The sequence below is a fragment of the Prolixibacteraceae bacterium genome (assembly GCA_019856515.1).
Classification (GTDB): Bacteria; Bacteroidota; Bacteroidia; order Bacteroidales; family Prolixibacteraceae; genus Halosquirtibacter; species Halosquirtibacter xylanolyticus.
On the sequence record CP082230.1, the window covers coordinates 3,242,933 to 3,262,741 of the forward strand.

Annotated in this window: 14 protein-coding genes; 8 read left to right on the top strand and 6 right to left on the bottom strand. The window is 36.2% G+C overall.

The window, feature by feature from the left end; genetic code table 11:
• Nucleotides 1-116 precede the first annotated feature (116 nt).
• A complete protein-coding gene (locus tag K5X82_11830; protein QZT35983.1) occupies nucleotides 117-731 on the top strand; it encodes a PorT family protein in 615 nt (204 codons plus the stop codon).
• A gap of 10 nt (nucleotides 732-741) precedes the next feature.
• On the opposite strand, the gene K5X82_11835 is transcribed toward K5X82_11830, so the two are convergent.
• From K5X82_11835 to K5X82_11845, 3 genes are all read right to left on the bottom strand, one after another.
• Nucleotides 742-1,269 (bottom strand): SPOR domain-containing protein, encoded by a 528-nt coding sequence (locus K5X82_11835; GenBank protein ID QZT35984.1) that lies wholly within the window; start codon nucleotides 1,267-1,269, stop codon nucleotides 742-744.
• A 147-nt stretch (nucleotides 1,270-1,416) separates the two neighbouring features.
• On the bottom strand, nucleotides 1,417-3,513 hold the full coding sequence (locus K5X82_11840; protein QZT35985.1) for a M3 family metallopeptidase: 2,097 nt from the start codon (nucleotides 3,511-3,513) through the stop codon (nucleotides 1,417-1,419).
• A gap of 88 nt (nucleotides 3,514-3,601) precedes the next feature.
• Complete coding sequence (locus tag K5X82_11845) at nucleotides 3,602-4,192, bottom strand: flavin reductase family protein (GenBank protein QZT35986.1); 591 nt, start codon at nucleotides 4,190-4,192, stop codon at nucleotides 3,602-3,604.
• 234 nt (nucleotides 4,193-4,426) lie between these two features.
• Here K5X82_11845 and K5X82_11850 point away from each other — a divergent pair, with 234 nt between their 5' ends.
• From K5X82_11850 to K5X82_11860, 3 genes are all read left to right on the top strand, one after another.
• The gene (locus K5X82_11850; protein QZT35987.1) at nucleotides 4,427-6,937 is read left to right on the top strand and encodes a DUF5686 and carboxypeptidase regulatory-like domain-containing protein; all 2,511 of its coding nucleotides are present in this window, start codon (nucleotides 4,427-4,429) and stop codon (nucleotides 6,935-6,937) included.
• A 469-nt stretch (nucleotides 6,938-7,406) separates the two neighbouring features.
• Entirely contained in the window at nucleotides 7,407-9,848 is a 2,442-nt protein-coding gene (locus K5X82_11855) for an FAD-dependent oxidoreductase (protein ID QZT35988.1), read from the top strand.
• Nucleotides 9,849-10,486: 638 nt separating this feature from the next.
• Nucleotides 10,487-10,852, top strand: coding sequence for a MarR family winged helix-turn-helix transcriptional regulator (locus tag K5X82_11860; GenBank protein QZT35989.1), 366 nt, complete (start codon nucleotides 10,487-10,489; stop codon nucleotides 10,850-10,852).
• A gap of 105 nt (nucleotides 10,853-10,957) precedes the next feature.
• On the opposite strand, the gene K5X82_11865 is transcribed toward K5X82_11860, so the two are convergent.
• Both K5X82_11865 and K5X82_11870 read right to left on the bottom strand, forming a co-directional pair.
• The gene (locus K5X82_11865; protein ID QZT35990.1) at nucleotides 10,958-11,671 is read right to left on the bottom strand and encodes an SIMPL domain-containing protein; all 714 of its coding nucleotides are present in this window, start codon (nucleotides 11,669-11,671) and stop codon (nucleotides 10,958-10,960) included.
• A gap of 54 nt (nucleotides 11,672-11,725) precedes the next feature.
• Complete coding sequence (locus tag K5X82_11870) at nucleotides 11,726-12,076, bottom strand: hypothetical protein (protein ID QZT35991.1); 351 nt, start codon at nucleotides 12,074-12,076, stop codon at nucleotides 11,726-11,728.
• A 424-nt stretch (nucleotides 12,077-12,500) separates the two neighbouring features.
• Between K5X82_11870 and asnS the strand changes: the two genes are divergently transcribed.
• A complete protein-coding gene (gene asnS / locus K5X82_11875; protein QZT35992.1) occupies nucleotides 12,501-13,940 on the top strand; it encodes an asparagine--tRNA ligase in 1,440 nt (479 codons plus the stop codon).
• A 782-nt stretch (nucleotides 13,941-14,722) separates the two neighbouring features.
• On the opposite strand, the gene K5X82_11880 is transcribed toward asnS, so the two are convergent.
• Nucleotides 14,723-15,820, bottom strand: a complete 1,098-nt coding sequence (locus K5X82_11880) for a glutaminyl-peptide cyclotransferase (GenBank protein QZT35993.1) — start codon at nucleotides 15,818-15,820, stop codon at nucleotides 14,723-14,725.
• A gap of 179 nt (nucleotides 15,821-15,999) precedes the next feature.
• Between K5X82_11880 and K5X82_11885 the strand changes: the two genes are divergently transcribed.
• The 3 genes from K5X82_11885 (at nucleotide 16,000) to K5X82_11895 (ending at nucleotide 19,796) form a co-directional block, all read left to right on the top strand.
• Nucleotides 16,000-17,478 carry an oligosaccharide flippase family protein gene (locus tag K5X82_11885; GenBank protein ID QZT35994.1) on the top strand — a complete coding sequence of 493 codons (1,479 nt, stop codon included), beginning with the start codon at nucleotides 16,000-16,002 and terminating at the stop codon, nucleotides 17,476-17,478.
• A 76-nt stretch (nucleotides 17,479-17,554) separates the two neighbouring features.
• Nucleotides 17,555-17,992 carry a dUTP diphosphatase gene (dut, locus tag K5X82_11890; protein QZT35995.1) on the top strand — a complete coding sequence of 146 codons (438 nt, stop codon included), beginning with the start codon at nucleotides 17,555-17,557 and terminating at the stop codon, nucleotides 17,990-17,992.
• Nucleotides 17,993-18,023: 31 nt separating this feature from the next.
• The gene (locus K5X82_11895) at nucleotides 18,024-19,796 is read left to right on the top strand and encodes a tetratricopeptide repeat protein (protein ID QZT35996.1); all 1,773 of its coding nucleotides are present in this window, start codon (nucleotides 18,024-18,026) and stop codon (nucleotides 19,794-19,796) included.
• Nucleotides 19,797-19,809: the final 13 nt, after the last annotated feature.

The following is a 19,809-nucleotide window of genomic DNA, read 5'->3' on the forward strand; positions in this document are numbered from 1 at the left end:
AGAGAATTATAAGTGATAATCAATATTTTTATCTTACTATTGTGTCAAAAATAGTGTAATTATACACAACTTTCACGAGAAGAGATTATTTGCAGATAACTTTAATCATTCAAACCATGGGGAATACCATCAAGAAACATATTTGTAAGGCACTTCTATTATTTAGCCTTCTTCTAATCTTTTTGGTTAACACGACTAATGCTCAAGTTAAATATGGCGTTACGCCACAAGCTGGAGTATCTTATTTTGGTGGTGATAATGAATCGAACAACTCCTTTGGTTTGGCCGCAGGAGTAGAGGGTTATGTGCAATATGACCTAAGCAAGAAATGGGGAGTCAAAGGTGGTATAGGTTATGACTTTACCCAAAATAAAATTGATTATAATGGTCCATTAGCACCCAAAGTTTCTGAAACAATCAACAACAACTTCATTACTATTCCTATCGAGCTAGTGATGTCTCCTAATGGAAAATGGAATATCTCTATCGGAGCAGAATATAGAATGTTATTGAATAACAAAGATACTGTTAATGGCGAGGACTTAAAATATGCGTTAAATCTAGGAGTTTCTCAAAAACTAGGAAAAGGCGCTTTAGGGGTGAAGTTTAGTTATGGATTAAATGATATTAATGTCACTTCAAAAAACAACTCTTCATTAAAGTATAAAGGGACTCCAATAACAATTAAACTTCTTTACCGTATTCCATTAAAGAAAAAGAGTGATGAATAGGCGATATCAACTATCGTTTCTTCGCCCTTAATTCAGACCACACTTTATCCCAGCTCACTGGTAGATCATTACGAAAAGGAACAATAAAAGCATCCATATACCCTTGTCGTTTTATCTCCTCTAGAATTCTATTAGACTCTTCGAGTGTAACAAATTCACCAATAAAGTATCGGTATCGACTATCTTTATATTCGTCCACATATCCCTCTTCAAATATTCTCTCAATCAGTTCAGGATGTCTTGTCACATAGGAGCCTATTTGTATGCGGAAATAGACAATCTTAAATCTATGCTGTAGAACTTCAACACTCTGTTCTTTTATCGGCTTATTGTACTCTATCTCATTTAGAATATCATTCTTAAAGTAGTAAAGGAGCACAGCAAACCCTACAACAAAACCAATCAAGACTGAAAGTAGCACTTTGTACTTTAGACTTAACTTGCTATTGTTGGTTTTTAAACGACTCATTTCATTGATAATTGCTTCTTCTCTTAGCTGCTTGCGCCTTTCTAGCAATTCTTTCTCCTCTAACATCATAATTGTGTGATAAGAATAGTAAGGAATGATGGTAAAGGAGTAAATATAGAGAATGATCTTTAGTTTTAAGGTATAATTACAACATAAAAAAAGGCTATGTTTAATAAAACACAGCCTTTTTTATATATTTACTAGAGTTAAAATACTCTATAATAAGCCACTTCTTTCTAATAAAGCATCTACAGATGGTTCAGATCCTTTGAAATCAATATAGAGCTTCATTGGGTGTTCTGTACCTCCTTTTTCAAGAATAGTATGACGGAAACGCTCTGCAGTCTCACTGTTAAACAGACCTTCTTTTTTAAACACACTGAAAGCATCGGCATCCAGTACTTCGGCCCATTTGTAGCCATAATATCCTGCAGCATATCCACCTGAGAAAATATGAGAGAATCCTGTGCTGAAACAACTACCGTCAACTGGAGGGAAAAGCTCCATTGGAGACATTGCTTTGTCTTCCATCTCTTTTACATCCCCACTAAATGGCTCAGTAATTGAGTGCCAGTTCATATCATTTATTCCAAAACTCAACTGTCTTTCCGAAAGGTAACCTGCAAGATAGTTCTGAGAACGAATCAGCTTCTTAACTAACTCTTCAGGAATCTTCTCTCCTGTTTGATAATGAACAGCAAAAAGGTCTAACCACTCTTTCTCAGCACCCCAGTTCTCCAATACTTGCGAAGGTAGCTCCACAAAATCACGATATACACTAGTTCCTGAAAGATCTTCATAAGTCGTGTTAGCGAACATACCATGAAGTCCATGTCCAAACTCATGCAAGAAAGTAGTCACTTCTCTAAATGTAAGAAGAGAAGGGGTATCCTTTGTTGGCTTCGTGAAGTTTGTCACCAATGAAACAAAAGGAATTACACGTTTTCCATCCACCTTCTTTTCATCACGATAAGTCGTCATCCAAGCACCAGAACTTTTGCTTTTACGTGGAAAGAAATCAAGATAAAGAATTGAAAGAAGTGTTCCATCTTTATCGTATACTTCGTATGCATCTACATCAGCATGATATTTATCGATAGATTTATTCTCCTTGAATTCAACACCATAAAGTTTATTGGCCAATGTAAACACACCTGCTTTTACTTTAGATAGCTCGAAATATGGTTTAATATCTTGTTCATTGAAACCATATTTTTCTTGCATCAATTTCTCAGTATAATAAGACCAGTCCCATCTTTGAAGCTCACCTTTGAAACCATTTTTCTTTGCAAAGGCCAACACCTCGTTATACTCTCGTTGAGCAGCAGGTTTAGACTTTTCATGTAGTTCACTCAAGAAAGCGTTCACTTTTTCAGGAGTTTCTGCCATACGTCTCTCCAATTGATAGGACGAATAGTTCTTGTATCCCAATAGTTTTGCCTTCTCTAATCGTAGGTTAACTATATTTCGGATAATCTCCGTGTTGTTATGCTCATTATCGTGATTAGCCATAGACGTATACATACGATAAATCTTTTCTCTCAACTCACGATTGTCCGAATATTTTAGGAAAGGACCAAACGAAGGACCATGCATCGTAAATAACCAACCTTCTTTATCCGCTTCTTTAGCAGATTCAGCTGCTGCATCAATAACAAATTGAGGAAGGCCTGCAAGATCTTCTTTATTTTCAACGAACATAGTATAAGCATTCGTTTCATGAAGATCATTCTGTCCGAATTTTAAACTACATTCAGATAGCTTTTTATTTATTGCAGCTAACTTCTTCTTATCTTCTTCATTCAGCTCTGCACCACTTCTTACAAAACCTATGTAGGTATCTTCTAAAAGTTTTTTCTGCTCAGCATTCAGTGATTCATCACCTTCGTATACTGCTTTAACTTTCTTAAATAAACCCTCATTAAGATTACAGTAACTACTATAATCAGATATAATTGGATTAATATCTTCAAGAAACTGTTGTAGTTCAGGAGATGTCTCGGCACCATCTAAATTATAAAGTACGCCCATGATTCGACCTAACTTATCACCAGCATCAGAAAGAGCCAAGATAGTATTGTCAAAAGTAGGTTTATCTTTTGAATTAATGATCGCATCTACCTCTTCACGTGCTTCTTTAATAGCAACATCAAACGCAGGTCTATAGTGCTCTGGTTTGATAGATGTAAAAGGTGGAGTTTGATATGGCGTTGACCATACTTCCAATAATGGGTTATTCACAGACTTAGTTTTTTGTTGACATGCACTCATACTCATCAGTATCAAAGCACCTGCAATTAGTTTTGTTCTCATAAGATCTATTTGTATTAAAAAAGATGTCCTAAAATACATTTATATGACGAACAACGAATGAAATTCGTTACAACTAAGCAGGTTTATTTCATTTTTTCTTTTTCTTGGTATTTTTCTTTTTCTGAACACTATGTCCAAACCTCCCCATAGCTTCCCCTAAAGCAAAGTAATGTCCATGAGAGTAGGCTAGTGGAGTAGACTTTGAAAGATCAAATGTTCCAGTCTCAGGATCGAGATATTTATCATCAGCGACCACATTCACGACATCAGCAATAAACATATCATGAGAACCCAAAGAGATAATCTCTTTTACTCTACACTCTATAGATATTGGAGACTCTTCAACTAATGGAGCCTTAACCACTGTCGCAGGTAACGGGGTTAATCCCGTCTCTTTAAACTTATCAAAATCTCTACCTGATTTGACTCCACACCAATCCGTTTCCTTTGCAATATCTTTGGTTGTAACATTAATCACAAACTCGCCAGACTCTTTTATAAGGTCATAACTATGACGCCCAGGTCGAACAGAGATATAGGCCATCGGAGGGTTAGTACAGACTGTTCCTGTCCAAGATATCGTAATCAAATTATAGTTTTCAGGAGACCACCCACAGGACACCAAAGCCGCTGGTAGTGGATAAATCATATTTCCCGGTTTCCAATTCACTTTACCCATAAAAAAATACATCTATTTCTACTTACGACAAAGATATACAAAAACCAATTCAATTATCCCTAAACCAGAATAATACAGAGTAAAGAGCTGATATAATTTAATACAGATTTCACCGTTATATTTAGTATAATATTGTAATTTTTGCTTTTTTTTGCAGACGTATATAGAACAGGCAAATATAAAGTGCTATTTACAATTAGATTGAGCAGTAAAGACATAACAAAACAACAAATTTTGAAGAAGATAGCAATTACACTACTATCTATTCTATTGGTGTGCATTAATGTGAGTGCGCAACAAAAGATTAAGATATCAGGGGTTATAAAAGATGCGAACACCAAAGAGACGCTTCCTTTTGTTAACTTATTGATTAAAGGTACAACTAGAGGAACGACTTCTGATCTAGATGGAAATTTCCGTATTGAGAGATTATCCACAAAAGATACAATCTTAGTATCTGCTATTGGTTACAAACAGAGAGAGTATATCGTTAAAAAAATGTTTGGTAAATACATTGGTAAAAAATTTATCATCAAACTCTCCCCTGATGTAACTGAACTATCTGAGGTCAAGATTCACCCAAGAGAGAATCCTGCCTTACGTATTGTTAGAAATATCAGTGATCACAGAGGAAAGAACAACCCTGATAGATTTGAAAGTACAGATTATCAAACCTACACAAAACTTACTGCTACTCTTACAAACCTATCTGACGTAATCCGTAAGAATTCTCTTTTTAAGAACCATCAGGGTGTGTTTATTAAAAGTCAGGATAGCACACAAAGTGATCAGCTACCTATTCTTTTCATGGAAAGGCTTACGCATAATGTAAAACAAAAAAACCCAGATATTGATTACACCAAAGAACTGACTCAGAATAAAAGAGCTTTAGGGTTCCTAGAGGATGCAGATATTAGTGGGTATGCTGAACAGATGACCTCTCGAATCAATTTCTACGACCGATTTATAGAGCTATTTGGTAAATCATTTGCGAGTCCTGTAAGAAAAAGAGGATTAATGTATTACAAATATCTTATTACAGATAGTTTATTTACAGATGATGGTTGGCAATATACGGTATCATTCCGCCCTAAAAATCCATTAGACCCACTATTTACTGGAGAATTCAAAGTAAGAGAAGACTCATGGGCCTTAATGGAGATTGAAGCAAAACTACCCGATGAGGCACAAATTAACTTTGTTAATAAGTTACAGTTCCTTCAATCATTTCAGTACATAAACGATACAACATTATTCTGGAAGACAAGTCGAATGGAAGCAGACTTCGAACTTTTGGATGAAGAGAAAAACTTTCTCGCACCCAAAGAGAAGTTCCATATGAGACAAACAAATCACTATAGTGATGTTCGTGTCAATCAGCATAAGTTGAACCCTGAGAATGAAAAAAATGACTTCAAAGACCCTTTAATTGCAAAAGATAATAATAAGACCATAGTTTCTTTGGATGATTACCGTCCAGAAAAACTCGATTTAGTCGAACAGCAAGTTACTGGCGCCTTAGACTCTCTTAACAACCACTGGCTGATTAGAACAGGGGATGCTGTGACTAAAATGATATTAACAGGATATATCGAAGGCAAATACATCGACTATGGTCCATACACAGAGTGGATGCTGAAGAACAAAGTGGAAGGAATCCGTGTCAATGCCAACTTTAGAACAAGTGAAGATCTGATCAAAAATACGATGCTAACAGGTCAAATTGGTTATGGATTCAAAGACAAAAAGATCAAATATTCTGCAGGGGTTAAATTTAGAACCAGCGAAGAGAAGTGGAGGTTCTTAACGTTCAACTATAAAGATGATCTTGTAAAAGTTGGAGACAATGGGAGTATCAAGCTTTTAAGAGAAAACACTGAAAATACAGGAGAGCAGAACATTCTATATTCACTAATCTCTAGAAAAGATATCGACAAGCTGGTTAGAGACAAATCAGTATCTGCTGGAATCATTCATGAATGGAAAGAGGGGTTGGTTTCAAAACTTAATGTCTCTCACCATAAAGTATACTCTGGAATGTACGTGCCATTCACTGTCAAAAATGTCCCACTGGCCTCTTACACAAACAATGAAGTTTCATTGATTACACGTTTTAGTTGGGATGAAAAGCTTGACCAATCTTACTTTAGACGATACTATGTTGGTTCTCTATATCCAATTATAAACCTTAAACTAACAGCAGGAAATTACAATATTGACACCCAAAAAGGGAATTATTATAAGATTAGGGCTACCTGGAAACATAAATTCAACATTGGTCTAACAAAACTTAAGTATGTGGCAGAAGCGGGATATCAATTCGGTAAAGTTCCTTATACTTTGCTAGAGGTACATAGATCAAACCAAACATATGGGCTTGCTAGATACAACTTCAACACCATGAACGATATGGAGTTTGCTAGTACACAGTTTGCTAGTTTATTCTTAGACTACAACCTAAATGGCTTAGTTTTCAAACACATACCATTAATCAAAAGATGGGACTGGAGAGAGTCATTCTCTGCCAAATTCCTACAAGGTCAACTTGATCGAAATCAAATTGTGGGACTTGATGCTCCTAAAACGTTGAAATCACTAGACAACGTCCCATTTATCGAATTTGGTGCTGGTGTGAGTAACATACTTCAATTCCTTCGAATTGAAGCCATCTACCGTGCGACACACCAATTTGAGGTGAAGAAAGAGAACTTTGGATTTAGATTCCGTGCAGAGATAACATTCTAACTGTATTAGATCTCAATTGATAGACATACATTTTCATTGATCAATGAGTTAAACTGGATCTTAATCATCCAATTGAAGACTTATAGATCAATGAAAAGTGTGTAAAACACCCTAATAACTAAATTACCTTCCAATACCGATATACCTAACTATATAGACACACCATCTCATTGATTCATATAGACTCTCTTCTCTTAGATTATCAATCATCAAGTCACTCATCATCCAGATGCATGATATTCACATGACACAGTTGTGATACCATTAAAATGTGTTCCTCTAATTACATATATCACTTCTGGAACATTTCACTTTCATCAACATTTTTTGTTCGTGACTTTTGTCACAAAGCAACCTTTTAAGACACGCAAACAACTGATAAACAACACTATACAATCACAAACTTAATTTGTTTGTTATTATCAAAACATATATCTTTGCTATCAACAAATAAATAGCCTTAGACAAAATGAAGTACCTTATTATCGGGGGTGTAGCAGGTGGAGCCACAACTGCAGCACGATTAAGAAGAGTAGATGAAAATAGTGAAATCATCATGTTAGAGAAAGGACCATATATATCCTATGCTAACTGTGGTCTCCCATACTACATTGGTGGCATTATTAAGGATCGCAGCAAACTTCTTGTTCAGACACCTGAAGGCTTTGGCAAACGATTTAATATTGATGTAAGAACACTTTCTGAGGCGATCGAAATCGATAGTGAGAAGAAAGAGGTTTCTGTATTAAACCATCAAACAAAAGAGACATACAAGCTCTCTTATGATAAACTTGTGCTATCACCAGGAGCAAAGCCAGTAATTCCACCGATACCAGGTATTAATAGTCCCAAGATCCTTACATTAAGAAATGTTGAAGATACGGACAGAATTAAGGAATTTGTTGACAAGGTAGCACCAAAAAAAGCTGTAGTTATTGGAGCAGGTTTCATAGGTCTTGAAATGGCTGAAAACCTACACCATCGAAATATACAAGTATCCGTAGTAGAAGCAGCACCACAGGTGATGAATATGATTGATCCTGAGATGGCTTCTATCATTCATCAACATTTCAAAGAGCAGGAGGTCGGATTGATCTTAGACGATGCCGTAGCATCCTTCGAAGAGATCAATAACCAAGTCCACATTACTTTAAATAGCGGAAGGGTACTCGTGGCTGACATTGCTATTCTATCTATTGGAGTGAAGCCAGATACAACTTTAGCACAAAAGGCTGGAATAGAACTAGGCGTTACAGGTGGAGTGAAAGTGGATCCATATCTACAAACCTCTAAAGAGGATATTTACTCTTTAGGAGATAGTATGGAATTTCCTCATCCAATTACCAATAAACCTACAATCGCATATCTAGCTGGACCTGCAAACAAACAAGGTAGACTTCTTGCGGACAACATGACTTTTGGTCATAAAAGAGCCTATAAAGGGGCTATAGGTACCGCGATTGCGAAAGTATTTGATTTAACAGTAGCAACCACCGGACTAAGTGAGAAACAACTTATAAAAGAGGGTATACCATATAAAGTTTCAATCACCATTAATGGGTCTCATGCAGGGTACTACCCTGGAGCGACTCAGATGACCTCAAAAATACTCTTCTCTTCAGATGACGGAAGAGTATTGGGAGCCCAAATCGTTGGAGAAAAAGGAGTGGACAAAAGAATCGATATGTTGGCGACCATCATTGGAGTAAATGGAGATATCTACGACCTTCAAGATGTAGAACATGCATATGCTCCACCATTCTCTTCAGCAAAGGATCCAGTAAACCAAGTAGCATTCAATGCAGAAAATATTTTAAAAGGACTATCAAACCATCTCTCTCCTTACGAGATGAAAAACAGAGGAGAGGATATCTTTTTACTAGACGTAAGAACACCAATGGAGTATGACCTTGGTCACATAGATGGTGCGATTCAAATTGAGGTAGATGAGCTTAGACAGAATCTTAACCGAATCCCTAAGGAAAAGACTATATACCTATATTGTGGGATTGGCTTAAGAGGATATGTTGCTACTAGAATACTACTTCAAAATGGTTATGAACATGTGTATAACCTATCAGGAGGGTATAAACTATACACCTCTGCTACTGATATACAGGAAAATCCAATCCTGATTGAGAAGAAGCAATCAAACAATGAAAGTACTCATACAGAAAGTAAAACCAACAATATGCATAAGGTAGATGCAACAGGTCTTCAATGTCCTGGTCCGATCTCTCTACTAAAAGAAGAGGTGGACAAAATTCAATTGAATGAAACGCTTGAGATTACCGCTTCGGATATGGGTTTCTATAGAGATGTTGAAAGCTGGTGTAATGTCACTGGAAACACTTTAATCTCGAAGTCAAAAAAAGACGGAATGATTACCGCTCAAATACAGAAGACAGAAAACAATGATGGATTCTCTATTACATCGAAAGGAGATGACAAAACAATCGTTGTTTTTAGTGATGATTTAGATAAAGCACTAGCAAGCTTTGTGATTGCAAATGGAGCAGCAGCGATGGGGAAGAATGTAACCATGTTCTTCACATTCTGGGGACTAAATATCCTTAAAGATCCCAAAGCACCTAAGGCACCCAAAGATATGATGGGAAAAATGTTTGGGTGGATGATGCCAAGCAGTTCGAAGGCCCTTACGCTATCAAAGATGAACATGATGGGAATGGGTTCTAAGATGATGCGATACAGAATGTTATCTAAAAAGGTAGATGCGCTTGAAACCATGATAGGCAAAGCGAAACTGTCTGGAATAGAACTCATTGGTTGTCAAATGAGCATGGATGTGATGGGCGTTGACTCACAAGAGTTCATTTCTGGAGTCAAAGTAGGTGGTGTTGCAAACTACCTAGAGGCAGCAGAGAAATCAAACGTAAATTTGTTCATCTAACTTGATGTTCGATTGAAACATTATCAAAATAATGCACAGCACCTACCTACTGGTAGGTGCTTTTTTATTTATATAGATTATTCTATTTTGAATATTAGGGGATAAAATAGAATAATAGCACTACCATACCACCTCCCCCAAAACGGTTATCTCATAAATTTAGATTAAATTCCATAAAAAAGACATGGACATCTGAACCTATAGATTGTAATTTTTAGAGATAGAGCTTATGTAACAACATGTTAAGTAATATAAAGTTGTTATACACTTATCCATACCACTAATAGTATCACATTAACACTTCTAAATAACAAGCTCTTATAATGATAATATCAAATTGATATCTCAATTAATTATACCTCAAAACAGGCGGATTTAAATCACTTATACTCATATCAAAAACACAAATCTAATAGTTAAACATTTTAATAGATTATTCTAATAAAACAAAAGTGGTGCATATTTATTAGGATTTATCATAACAAAAGCCCAATATTTTCGTAAACCATTGAATTTATTTGTGCTATTTATTATTTTTGCAGGACAAACAACAACACAACATAATAACGTCAGGTTCTATGGAACAAAGTTCTAAAACAATCTTAGAAATGATATTTGAGCTCAAAAAAAGATGCTCAATGATGGATGTAGAGATAATGAACAGAATGGGTTTATCACATTCCGAGCTTCAATTCTTCTCTACCCTAAAAGAATGTAGTAATATATCTAGCTCTGAACTAGGAAAGAAAATGAATCTTTCTCCGTCAAGAGTGAGTAGAATTGTCGACAGATTAGTTACAAACGATTTTCTTGATCGTTCTATATCAGTAGCTGATCGACGTGCAATAACTCTAAGATTAACAGAAAAAGGGGAGGATGTAGCCCAACAAATTGAAGATGCGAGAGAACATTGTAATAATAAAATCAATGAAGTTCTATCGCCTTCAGAAGTAGATGCATTCAGTAAAGCGCTAAACAAAATTGTAGAAGTTGTAGTTGAATAATCAACTCTTCTTTGAACGAAAAAACCATCACACTTTAAAGTATGATGGTTTTTTTATAATCAATATATTTATACTGTCACGAGCCTCTTATAGAGGTCCATTGTCTTATTTCATAGATACACACATCCTTACTCGTGATACGACTTTCATCTTCTTCACTTGCAGATCCTGAGTGTTAGGAGCATTATGATCAGAAGCAGTCATTTTAACAGCACTGTAAGCCTTCATATATCTAGGAGCCCTATAGTCTTGTTGTTGAGAGCTATTTACATCCACACTTACAACACGCAAGATCTCATTACCTAGTGCTTTAATAATTTGACCTCCTTTAGCCTTTGCCTTAAGTGTCGCTTTCACTGCCAACTCATTCTCTATTTGGGTTAAGTCGCCATACTCAAATCGACCCAGACTTACTTCGATATAACGATTTTGACTAAACTCATAGAACAACTCATCAAGCAAAGAGATATCCTTCACCTCTAATTCATAAGAACGTGTTTCATGAACCCCCAGTTGATGCTTTCTTTTTACTACCACTTGATTGTCCACATCAACAACTTTTAAATCCGACTTATTGATATCATAGCGTTTTAGAATCGTATAGCAATCTTTCTCTAGTTGATTTATTGATTCAGCATCCTTCATCTTTGGATTACTAGATAAAAAGATATTCATGTAAACACGCTTAGGAGAGACCATCTGTTCTGCCTTCCCTGAAACCCATACAACACTTTCACTACTTATATCACTATTCTGTCCGAATGATGGTACTATCACCATTAGAGTTAAAATGAAAACACTCAAGATTCGCTTAATCATACTACTTCAATTTAGTTTATTAACAATGTTAACAGTCCAATTTCCATGCCAAGATTAATCATTAGTCAATTTCCACACTTTATTAAAATAGGTAATCGAAGCCTGCTTAAGCTCATTTATCTTCTGTGCCTCTGCCCAATTAACCACCACACTTGGCTCTTTAAACACAGGCCAACCATCTCTATCGACTGCAATCTTCTCTATACGACCCAACTCACACAAAAGTGTAGAAGTTCCAAGATGTATCAAATTCATCTTCTCCTCCTTGGAATACTCTCTAAATCCCCAACCTCTCTCTCGGATACCAATAAGCATAAAAACACCATTTTCATCTAAATCCATTTGAAACATCTCTCCTAAACGGAAACATAGTTGGGTCCAATTCTGTATTTTATTTTTTGACATTACATTTTTGTTTTTTTATTAATATTTCAATGAGCCTCCTCTTCGATTACCACAATATTTCTGACACAAACAAAACACATTGAAGTAACGCTCACAAGCCATAACAACAGCCCTATCGAAGAGATAACCAGATTACATTCCAGAGGTACGTAATCATATACTGCAAGAAATCAATTATTTGTTATCCTTACTATCTAAATGTACAAAAAAAAGTCAGTTACTGCGTTGAATGAAAAAAGATCAAAACAAAAATTGTACATTTGTAATCTTGACACGTAATCTTAAGTCATAGACAATATGTTGTCATACAGTAACTAAAAAATTTGTCTCCTCTTAAACATGAAACAACGCCATCTGGCCTTTGTGCAGATCAAGGGTTGTTTTATCTTTTTAAGTCGAGAATTATTGCAAAATATATCATAGGATGAAAAGAACATTAATCAAAGAAATCCTTCTTTCGGGACAACCAGGTACTGAAGTAAATATTAAAGGATGGGTAAGGACCAAAAGAGGTAGTAAAAGTGTCAACTTCATAGCAATGAATGATGGAACTTGCCTAGGTAATCTTCAAGTGGTTGCTGATGTTGCATCTTTTGAAGAGGAGACACTTAGAGATACAACTACTGGTGCTGCTCTTTCAGTTACAGGTAAGTTGGTTGCATCTCAAGGTAGTGGACAATCCGTTGAGCTTCAAGCTGAAAAAATAGAGGTATTAGGAAAAGCAGATCCAGAAAAATACCCTATCCAGCCTAAAAAACATACACTTGAATTTCTACGCGAGAATGCACACCTAAGAATGCGTACGAACACTTTTAGTGCCGTATTCCGCATCCGCCACGCCATGATCTTTGCAGTGCATAAATTCTTTAGTGATAAAAACTTCTACAATATTCACACTCCAATCATCACAAGCTCGGATGCTGAAGGTGCAGGAGAGATGTTTAGAGTTACAACACTACCATTTAACGATACGCCTAGAACAGAAGAGGGAGAGGTTGATTTCTCTCAAGACTTCTTTGGAAAGTCGACAAACCTTACTGTATCAGGACAGTTAGAAGGTGAATTAGCTGCGATGGCTTTAGGTCAGATCTATACTTTTGGCCCTACATTCCGTGCTGAGAATTCAAATACATCACGCCACTTGGCAGAGTTTTGGATGATCGAACCAGAGATGGCTTTTGCTGATCTTAATGACAATATGGATCTTGCAGAAGAGTTCTTAAGATACCTTATTCAATATGCTTTAGACAACTGTAAAGAGGATATTGAATTCCTTGCAAAGCGTCAAGAAGAAGAGGAGAAGAACAAGCCTAAAGAGGAGCGTAACATGAACCTCATCGAAAAACTTCAGCTTGTAGCTGACAATGATTTCGTAAGGTTAACATATACAGAGGCTATTGAAATTCTACGTAATTCGAAGCCAAACAAGAAAGGTAAATTTAAATACCCTATCGAAGGATTCGGAACCGATCTTCAAAGCGAACACGAAAGATATCTAGTAGAGAAGAAATTCCAAAAACCAGTTATTCTTACAGACTATCCTGCAGACATTAAAGCTTTCTACATGAGAGTAAATGAGGATGGAAAAACTGTTGCTGCAATGGATATTCTATTCCCTCAAATTGGAGAAATTGTTGGTGGATCTCAACGTGAAGAACGTCTAGACGTTCTTGAAGCTAAAATGGATGAGATGGAGATCCCTAAAGATGAAATGAGCTGGTATCTTGATACCCGTCGTTTTGGTGGAGCACCACACTCTGGTTTCGGTTTAGGCTTCGAAAGACTTATTACTTTTGTTACAGGCATGGGTAATATTCGTGACGTAATTCCATTCCCACGTGCACCTAAAACATGTGAATTTTAATATCACATACAAACGATAATAATAGAGGCTGTATCCCTTTCAATGGTGGATGCAGCCTCTATCTTTTTTACACCCAACAAAATTCAAACAAGAAATACCCCCTCACACCAGATACCCCGTATTTTTAAAATCCCTCCACAACTAAATACTCTATCTACATTTGTACCTCCTCTCAAAACACAAAAAATCAGGCTCTTTCCTAAACTTGATGGGTGACCATATTAAATAGAACAGTGTTTATATACCATTATCATATCCGACCACATCAATTTCACCTTACTCTGACCAACAAGCTACTTGCTCCTGCTTTTCCCCTGAGATAGCTCGAAGTTGATTCAAAGTTCACTCGAAGTTCATTCATCGATTTCCCATTTTGGGTGAGGAAATTTCGAATATACTTGGAATGATACCCAAGAAAAAGCAGGTGATAGTAGCATCTTAGTCAGGTGATGGGGGCTTTAAAAGTTCTTTATGAATCTCTACTTATCTAAAACGTCGTAATCTCGTAGATTGCATCCTTTAGGATGCTATTTCAATGATTCGTTATCTTCTTCAATCTTGAATGTGTTGTTCTATAATTGCACTGCTTTAATAGGCATCTAAACTCTTGGGGTAATGCTTTATTAATTAATGATCTGACTTTAGAGAGGTTGAATTAGGATAGGGCAGGAGGTGGATGAATCGCTTTTGAAACGATGTTCCTTTTGAAGATAGGATAAACAAAATGAGTTGAGAAGTTCTATATCATTTTGTTTATCTAATGGTTGGTTGCCAATAAGGGTTTAAGGTTTAACAGGTAAATCCTCTTTTGTAAGCTCTATTTTATACAGTAGGGGCCAATATTTACCCGTTACATAGAGCATGCTATCTTTGGGATTATATGCAATGCCGTTCATTACATCTATCGCTTTTTTGCTCTTCATTTGGGCAGAGCTAGAGAGTCCTGTTAAAGAAATAATCGCAACCACTTCTCCTGTTTTACTATCGATCTTAACTATATCTTCTGTGGTCCATATATTGGCATATATATAACCATTCACATATTCGAGTTCATTCAGATAGGTATACTCTCTCTGGTTTGAGAATACATTTACTCTACGAACCTCCTTGAAGGTAGATGGATCTACAAAATATATGGTGGAGGAACCATCACTCATGATGAGCTCTTTACCATTATTCGTTAGTCCCCATCCTTCTTTGTTAGGAAAGGAAAAATTTCCAATTTGAGCCATGGTGGTATTGTCATAAACAAAAGCTTTCTGCTTCTTGTAAGTTAGCTGATACACCTTACCATCTAACAGGGTTATACCTTCGCCGAAGAACTCTTTATTCAATGCTGTAGCGGAGACAATCTCTCCACGCTGGAACTTTGTTTTATAGATAACCGAAGTTCCATTCTCTCCTGTACTTTCATATAGAAGTCCATTATTAAATTCGAGACCTTCTGTGAAATGTTCGGGTGAATGAGGGTAGCTACCGACAACCCTATACCCCAATTTTTCAGGAGCCTTGGATGCAAATAAGATAAGTTCACGACGAGTGGTTCCCGTCTGACCATTATCCTTTAATGCTTCGACTTTTATACTATTTTTTCCAATGCGAAGAAGCTCTTTAGGAAGGATTTCACTACACTCAAAGCTCTCTAGATCCTTAACTTTTGTATTATTCACATATAGAGATGCTTTCTCTATTTGGCCACCTTTGGGTAGCACCTTTATAGTTATTAACACCTCTTTACCGATTGTTGACTTCTTTGTCATCTTCACCACAGAGACAGGTTTTCGTGTATTCGAAGTCGTTTTACATGAGGTATTTCCGAACAAAAGTAAGGTAATTATTATTGAGAAATATAGTGTACTGACTTGTCTAATTCGTTTCATAATCATTTTAAAAATAGCATTCTATACGATAAAGATATAAAAGTGTATCATAACAAAAGAGTCAAAAGAGATTATCGATGATAAAAATAGTATTTCACTCCTATTCTAGTCGTCAAAAAAATAATTATAAGTTACTTTTGTATCTTTATTAGCAGTAATCTTATTGATATATAACATATATGAGTACCATTAAGAAATTAGCAGGACAAACTGTAATTTATGGATTGAGTTCAATTCTTCCAAGGTTTCTCAACTATTTCCTAGCTCTATTTTACACACGTATTTTTCTTCCCGAATCGTTAGGGGAGATCACCAACATGTTTGCATGGGTAGCCATTTTAATGGCACTATTAACCTATGGTATGGAGACAGCATTCTTTCGATATGCATCACAAAAAGGGCAAGATATTGTATCTGTATTTACGACTTCATTTCTTACGATGGTGGTCAGTTCAATGGTATTCTTGTCTTTGACATTCCTCTTCAATACGCCATTGGCTGATTTTTTTGGCTACCATAATGCTGATAAATATGTAAGATGGTTGTCATACATACTCGTATTGGATGCGGTATCCACTATTCCATTTGCAAAGCTAAGGCTTGAAGGGCGACCTGTTAAGTTTATGATTATCAAACTACTGAACGTATCTATCAATATCGGTTTTAACCTGTTTTTCTTGGTATTGTGTCCATGGTTAACGAAAGAGAGTCCTGATAGTGTTCTTCTGCACATATATGATCCCAATATTAGTGTAGGTTATGTTCTTATATCCAATGTTATTGCATCGCTATTTTCACTTATATTGTTAATTCCAGAGATGCATATCTCTATTCGTAAATATGACCCAAGGCTACTAAAACAACTCTTGATATATGGTATTCCCATACTTGTTGTATCGGTGGCAGGAATGGTAAATCAGAATATTGATAAGGTCTTAATTCCCAAGTTAATTAAGCCACATACTGATGCGATGTATCAATTGGGGATATATGGAGCAAATGCAAAGTTGGCAGTGATTATGACCCTCTTTGTTCAAGCATTTAGATATGCCTTTGAACCCTTCTTTTTTGCACGACAAAAAGAGACTGAGGATAAAAAGATATATGCAGATATTTTGACCTATTTTGTCATATTCTGCTTGGCAGTGTTCCTTGGTATCACACTTTTTATTGATCAAATAAAAATGATCTTAGATCCAAAATACTACGAAGGGTTGGGCGTGGTGCCATATATTCTGATCGCAAATATGCTGGTGGGAATTTATTATAACCTGTCTCTTTGGTATAAGCTAACCGATAAGACCTATTTTGGTGCCTATTTTTCTATCGGGGGTGCATTGATAACGATCTCAATAAATTCCTTATTTTTGTCAACTTATGGCTACAAAGTTGCAGCTATAGCACAGGTGGTTTGTTTTGCGGTGATGACCGTAGCAAGCTATTACTATATGAGGAAATATTACCCTATAGATTATAATGTTAAGCGAGTTATACTATTAGTGATCTTCGCTTTATCATTATACTTTTCAGGTCAATATCTTCCAGACGTTAACACTATCTTGGGATTTGTTCTCAGGGGATTTACTATCTTAGTCTTTCTTGTACTTTCACTTCTTCCGGAGTTGAAAGTGGAGTTAGAAAAAAGAAGCAGAGGGTAGAGGTTAAACCCCATATAGATGGCATGATTTATGTCGACAGTCGTTTGTCAAACTCTTGAATAAAAAAAACTTATATATGACATCAGTTAAAATAATAAACAGATCTAAAAACAGCCTTCCTCATTATGGAACAGAAGCTGCTGCAGGAATGGATCTAAGAGCAAATATAGAAGAACCAATCACATTAAAACCACTTCAGAGAACATTGGTTCCTACAGGATTGTTTATTGAATTACCAGTAGGATATGAAGCACAAGTAAGACCACGTAGTGGACTGGCTTTCAAACATGGAATCACTGTTCTAAATAGTCCTGGAACAATCGATGCGGATTACAGAGGCGAGATTTGTATCATCCTCGTTAATCTTTCTGAAGAGCCGTTTGTTATTGAAAATGGAGAGCGTATTGCTCAAATGGTGGTAGCAAAACACGAAACCGTTAAATGGGAAGAGGTGGAAGTGCTAAATGATACTCAAAGAGGTGAAGGTGGTTTTGGCCACACAGGAAAGAAATAAGAATCCCTTATCATCAAAAAATATTAGCATTATGATGAAAATACACAAAGTACTCATAGGAGCAACGCTACTTGTAGCCTTACTCTCATGTAGTACGAGTAAGAAGATTACATCCTCAAAAAATAAAGCTAATCCTGTTGCCTTGAAGGGTAATAGCTCAGACACGAAACTGTCTGAGGAGATGAGTCTTCAATTTGAATATCTTTTTATTGAAGGTTTAAAACAGCGTATGCTTGGTAATTTTGAGGGGGCTATTGCTCTATTCTCTAAGTGTCTAGAGATAGACCCAAAGTCTGCCATTTCTATGTATGAGTTATCTACAATACATATTGCAAAAAAAGATATCACTAGTGCATTAGGGCTGCTTGAAAAAGCTTATTTGTTAGAGCCTTCAAATGATACGTATGCCATGTTGTTGGCTCAGGTATTTGAACAGCGAAAGAGGTATGATAAAGCAGCAGATATTTATGAACAGCTTGTAGCCAAACATCCTACGAACCTCGACTATATATATCGTAACGCGGCACTATATGCTTCATCAAATCAATTTGAAGAGGCCATAAAGATGTATGATCGCTTAGAGAAAGAGATGGGGCTTAATGAACGTATTTCTGTGGCAAAAGAACAGATATATCTTTCATTAAAGAAGCCAAAGAAAGCGAGAGAAGAGATCCAGCGATTAATTGATAGTAATCCTAAGGAGACAAAATATTATGGTCTTATGGCGGATCTATACATGAAAGAGGATAATAGAGAAACCGCTTTAAAGTATTACAATAAAGTGCTTGAAATTGATCCTAAAGATGGCTTTGTTCACATCTCACTTGCGAACTACTATCGTGAAGGTAAACAGCCACAGAAGGCGCTCTTTCATGTCGAGAAAGCAATGCAAAGCACTACATTGGATACTGGTACCAAGATTCAGATGTTTCTTCTTCTAACGGCACCCAAAACAGAGTTTGTAGTTTCGGATGAAGAGAAAGAGAAGTTGCTTGGGTATATGATTGCTGCAAATCCTAGTGAGAGTAGACCACATGCACTTTTTGCAGAGTATTTAATTCAGAAGCAAGAGTTTAAGAGAGCACAAGAGCAGTTTCAATATGCCATCGACCTAGAGGGGAGTAATTATATATATTGGGAACGAGTTATCATGCTGGATAACCAACTTCTTGATTGGGATGCAATGAAAGCAAATACAGAGAAGGCATTACTCAAGTTTCCAAACAAGCCTCTTTTGTACATCTTCAAATCGCTAACACTATTGCAAGATAAGCAGTATACAGAGATGCTTCCTATTCTTGAAAAAGCAGAGGTATTACCAGATGTAAATAAGGCAATGCTTTCGCAGATCTATACCTACAAAGCAGAAGCACTCTATAATCTTGATAAGTTTGAAGAGGCATGGAAAGCATATGATAAGGTTGTTGAATTAGATCCAACAAACTATATGGCGATGAATAATTTTGCATATTATTTATCACTTCGTAGTGAGCAGTTAGAAAAGGCTGAGAGACTTAGTGCTTTGGTTGTGGAGAAAAATCCCAATAACCCTACCTATCTTGATACTTATGCTTGGGTACTATTCATGAAAAAGGACTATCGTTTGGCTAAATTCTATATGAAGAATGCTATTGATAGTATGGACAATGTAAATCCTACTCTTTATGAACATTATGGAGATATTCTATATTTCTTAGATGATATTGATGGAGCCTTAAACAATTGGAATAAAGCTAAGAAAGAGGGAATAGAGTCTGAGATCCTAGATAAAAAAATTAAAGGTAAGAAGTATTACTCCGAGTAATACTTCTTTAAAT